This is a genomic window from Sporomusa acidovorans (assembly GCF_900101845.1).
Lineage (GTDB): Bacteria > Bacillota > Negativicutes > Sporomusales > Sporomusaceae > Sporomusa > Sporomusa acidovorans.
In genome coordinates, this window is the sequence record NZ_FNAM01000101.1 from 1 (window position 1) to 4,923 (window position 4,923).

Genomic DNA, 4,923 nt, shown 5'->3' on the forward strand with positions numbered 1-4,923 from the left:
GCGACAAATTCCGTGATTTTGGATAAATCGCTGCACCAGACACTGGCTAGGGCTTTTTGCTGGAGCAAAACCGGCTCTAAAAAACCGCGTTTTAAGTAGTGGATTTGCAACTGCTCTTTTAGAAAGTCCTGAAATTGTCGATGAGAACGGGTCGTTTTCAACAAAAAAATCACCACCATCAGCGAAGGTAGACAAAAAGATGTCTTCATCGCGATTATGGGGGCGTTTCAAAAAAGTCAAGTCCCAAATTTTCGACACGTCTATTTTGGAGGAAAACTGCAAAAAGACCAAGGCTAAATGCCTTGATCCATATAATATCTCGGGTTTCCGAGAGAGTACGATGAATTTAAAAGGAGGCAATTCTAATGATGATTACCCGAATTATTAGCGCTCCCCGATCAAACACTGTTGCTTTGCTAGTACGCCGGATAGTACCGGGGCAAGAAAACTTCGCCAACTATCCTTTTGGACTACTAACTGTTCCTGTGAATCAAGTTATCCGCCTTCAGCCAACGTCAGACTTGCGCGGGGTGGTCGGCTTTACCCAACAGGATATCAGCAACCAAAATGAAATGATTGCCCAATTTAGCCGCTTGTAATATCACCAAAAATTCTGTACTAATGATACTACCAATGGCTTTTTCTATTAGTACTTTAGCCCTGCAGCAAGCTGCAGAAAAACTTGGTATAACGGTCATTTCGGGCCAAAATGATGTTAACTCACAAGTAAAAACGATACTTGATTTTTGTGTCACTACTCTCTTTTCTCCGCCGGGCCCCCTATTCAACTAGCCGATTCTTTAAAAAATCAAGGTCTTAGCAATCATAACCTGCCGCTGTTAAGCCTTGTCTGTGAAAAACATAACTGCCCGCCTGATATTCCCGAAATCATTAATCCACACACGGGAATTACTGTTGCGCCTAACCAGCTCGGCGAACTAGTACTTACCACCCTTTCTCGGGAAGCAATGCCTCTGATTCGCTACCGTACCAGAGAATTTGCCATATTGACACCTGACCGCTGCTCCTGTGGTCGAACCACAGCCCGGCTAACCTTTATTACCTGACAGGGTACTAAACAATCAATTTTCTACGAAAGGAGGTGATCGTATGCCAAGAGGCGATGGAACCGGTCCTTGGGGTACTGGACGCGGTGGCTGTCAGCCAATGTCTTTTTTCAACAGCTTTGGCGCTGGCTTTTGCCGCGGTGGCTTTGGCCGCGGCAGCAGACAAAACGCCATACAAGGCGAATTTGGCTTTGCCAATAGCACCCCCGCAGTTCCCACAGTGTCCGAAACTCTGGAAGTACAGGCAAAACGCTTAGAAGTCCAGGCAAAACTTTTAGTATCACAAGCAAACACCTTACGTAGCCTGGCCAATCAAAACTACAAGGCTGAATAATCATTGAAATCTGGCTCTTCGCTATCATCCTCCCAAAGCCTAAGTTTTCCCCATCCCCTCTGTCAGTTTTATAGCGAAGAGCCCCTTTCTTTATCATTCAACTCTATACGACACCGCAATAATAGCACCCGGCTTACAGCCCGACGAGTCATTAAATAGATTATAATATACCACCAAAAATTCACTAAATTAAAGGAAATCTTTTCGACAATTTACTTTTGTGTCAACATTTTACACGGGTATAAAAAATAAGGAGGATTTCTTATGCAAAACATAGTGATTATTGGCGCCGTGGCTGCCGGCCTCAAAGCAGCATCCAAGGCCAGGCGATGCGACCCAGAAGCGAGAATTACAGTTATTGAAAAAGGCGACCTCATTTCTTACGGGGCCTGCGGTATGCCCTATTATATCGCCGGTGATGTTCAAAACATTGAAGATTTAATGAAAACACCAGTAGGTATTTTACGCAATCCTAACTACTTTAAAAATATCAAAGACATTACTGTATTGACCCAGACCCTTGCCACAGCCATCGATCGTCAAGCTAAGACCGTAAATATAAAAAACCTAACTTCCGGCACTGAAGAAATAATTCCCTATGACAAGCTTGTCATTGCAACCGGTGCATCTGCTATCAAGCCGCAACTGCCAGGCGTGGACTTAGCCAATATTTATCAGCTCTGGCACCCCTCAGATGCTAAAGCGATTCGGGAAGGGTTAGAAGAAAAGCGATTTAAAAATGCCGTCATTATCGGTTCTGGATTGGTTGGTATGGAGATGGCAGACGCTTTAAGTAAATGGGATATATCAGTTACAGTTCTAATCAGAAAAAACCAGGTTTTCCGGAAATTTTTGGACCCGGAAATGGCCGGTATCGTAAGTAAATATGTGCAAAATAGCAAAATTTCTTTGTTAATGTCGGAAAATGTAGTGCGCTTCACCGGCAATACGGCAGTAGAAGCAATAGAAACTGACAAACGTATTCTCCCGGCAGACCTGGTTATTCTGGCCATAGGTGCCCGCCCCAATATAGAACTTGCCAAAGCGGCCGGGCTGGTAATCGGCCCAACCGGCGCCATTGCCGTAGATGAAGAAATGAGAACCAGTGACCCTGCGATTTATGCCGGAGGAGACTGCGTGGAAAATGTCAATTTGATATCAGGTCAAAAAGTATTTGCCCCCATGGGCTCAACAGCCAATAAGCACGGGCGGATCATCGGCGAAAATCTATGCGGCGGCCATGTAAAATTCAATGGCATTCTCAATACAGTTGTCGTTAAAATACATAATCTGACGGTTGGCAAAACCGGCCTCACAGAACAAGATGCCAAACAATTAGGCTATGAATATATCACCGCTATGGTAGCCGGTCATGATAAGCCTCATTACATGCCGGGAGCCAAACCAATTACCGTAAAATTAATTGCCCACGCCACTTCCGGAAAAATTCTGGGACTGCAGGCCGTAGGCGAAGGTGAAGTGGCAAAACGAGTGGACATTGCAGCCACAGCTTTAACGCTCGGCGGCACTATTGACGATTTATTTAATATTGACTTGTCCTATTCGCCGCCGTATAATTCACCTATTGATAATGTGGCAGTAGCTGCCAACGCCGTTATGAACAAATTGGCCGGTAAACTAAAAGGCATTTCTTCCCTGCAGGCCAAAGAGAAATTGCCATCCGAACAAACTGTTTTTCTTGATGTGCGGACTCCTGATGAATGCAAGCAAATTCGCCTTGCCGGCTGCAAAAATATCCAATACATTCCTTTGGGGCAACTGCGCAGCCGGTTGAGTGAATTAAATAAAAAAGATGAAATTGTGGCATTCTGCAAAATCAGCTTGCGCGGTTATGAAGCCGAAGGAATTTTAGAAGGTGCAGGCTTTGAAAATGTTAAGGTCATGGAAGGAGGTATTCTATCTTGGCCATTCGCTTGTGAAAAAGAATAAGCGATTGATACTTGACAACATTCTAATCCACAATAAATAGGAAGTCTGGTCTACAGTCGAATACAACCTGCCCAGCTGTCCAATTATCCTGCGGATGTCTTCATACTAACAAATAAGGAGGACCAAAATATGACACTTTTAGAAGAAGCAAAAATAAAGCTTTCCCAATTAGCTATCGATCATAATTGGTCATCTAGCGAAAAAATCACAGTCGTTTCTGCACGCAATCTTACGCCAGAAGAGGCGATTGGAAAACCGGACCGCAATGACTATCCATTACTTACAGGAAAAGAAGTCATGATGGAGGCTCGACTGCGCGGCGGCGTAGGGCAAGCCTTCACTGATCAACCCGGAAAATTCGAAGGTACGCTTGAAGATGTGTTTAAGCTGCCGCTTGATACCAACTTTCGCCGCGCGGTTTTTGTTGCAACGCTCAACGCAGCGATGCAAAGTTTGGAGATGGTTGAAGCAACAGTCCACTGCAAAGATAAGGAGCCGACCCTTTGTGCCCAAGAGCTGCCTGCCTTTATTAAAGCAAAGTACGGAAATCCCAAAATTGCCTTTGTGGGCTTACAACCGGCCTTAATTGAAGCACTAAACAAAGCAGCTTTTGAACTTAAAGTCACAGACCTAAATCCGGATAATATCGGACAAATCCGCTGTGGTGTCCGTATTGAAGACGCAGCCCTTAATGCGCAGCATGCCCGTTGGGCAGATATTGTCCTCTCAACAGGAAGCGTCTTAGTCAATGATACCTATCACGAATTGTTGCAGGGAAAACCAGTAATTTATTATGGTGTCACGGTAGCAGGACTAGCAAAATTATTTGATTTGCCAAGATTTTGCTTCTGTGGTCGCTAAATGACATTCCATTATTTAATATTTTTGAATTGAAAGGTCGTATAAAAATAGGTCTCGATAGAAGTTTCTATCTGAGACCTATTTTTTATAGCAGCAACTAATTTACATCTTTATCACTGCCCAAATTTTTCACTTCGTATAATCCAACTGTTTCGTTAATGAGCGCATTCTTAAAATTAGATATGCCTGTTTTTTTAAGGTAATTAACTCAACTTTCGGAGAGAGAAATAGGCAGATAGATTTGATGTAATTGGGCAAGGCCGCTATCCAATGTGAAAGTTGATGCTTCTAAATGCGGCACAAAAAGCCTGACCGTAACACTCTAAGTCAGACCTTTGTCTATAATATATAGGAAATACTTTCAAGAACAGCCATGACAATAATTGACACAGCAGAACTGATGAAAATAACGATAATTATGCTATACTCGAAGAAGCAGGATAAGATCGAGGGACGGTTTGGAGATTACTCCGCTTTGAGAACATGATCGGGTTGTCTTTGAGTACAGAGAACTGCTGTTAAACAGCGTACAATAAACTTTTTTCTATCAGACAATCTTCCTGCACTTAAAATAGTAGGAGTGATTTAGATGGAAGCCCTTTTGGAATGTTGCTGTGGAATTGATGTACATCGAGATAGTCTGCAAGTATGTATACTAAAGGGCCTAACAGATAATCCAGAAGTGATTCGTGCTGAATTTAAGACAATGCA

6 protein-coding genes are annotated in these 4,923 nt (G+C 43.3%); 5 read left to right on the plus strand and 1 reads right to left on the minus strand.

Annotated features, from left to right (window positions below; genetic code table 11):
• Positions 1–209 (minus strand): hypothetical protein (locus BLR65_RS30680; RefSeq protein ID WP_218130672.1); only part of this gene is annotated, 209 nt, incomplete at its 3' end.
• Between the two features lie 156 nt (positions 210–365).
• Here BLR65_RS30680 and BLR65_RS28485 point away from each other — a divergent pair.
• The 5 genes from BLR65_RS28485 (at position 366) to BLR65_RS28500 (ending at position 4,212) form a co-directional block, all read left to right on the plus strand.
• Positions 366–599, plus strand: a complete 234-nt coding sequence (locus BLR65_RS28485; protein ID WP_093798177.1) for a hypothetical protein — start codon at positions 366–368, stop codon at positions 597–599.
• A gap of 147 nt (positions 600–746) precedes the next feature.
• On the plus strand, positions 747–1,067 hold the full coding sequence (locus BLR65_RS29330) for a phenylacetate--CoA ligase (RefSeq protein WP_143122702.1): 321 nt from the start codon (positions 747–749) through the stop codon (positions 1,065–1,067).
• Positions 1,068–1,110: 43 nt separating this feature from the next.
• Entirely contained in the window at positions 1,111–1,401 is a 291-nt protein-coding gene (locus BLR65_RS28490) for a DUF5320 domain-containing protein (RefSeq protein WP_093798179.1), read from the plus strand.
• 264 nt (positions 1,402–1,665) lie between these two features.
• Positions 1,666–3,351, plus strand: coding sequence for an FAD-dependent oxidoreductase (locus BLR65_RS28495; RefSeq protein WP_093798181.1), 1,686 nt, complete (start codon positions 1,666–1,668; stop codon positions 3,349–3,351).
• A 129-nt stretch (positions 3,352–3,480) separates the two neighbouring features.
• Positions 3,481–4,212: a Rossmann-like domain-containing protein gene (locus BLR65_RS28500; RefSeq protein ID WP_093798183.1), complete on the plus strand. Its 732-nt coding sequence runs from the start codon at positions 3,481–3,483 to the stop codon at positions 4,210–4,212.
• The last annotated feature ends 711 nt before the right edge of the window (positions 4,213–4,923 follow it).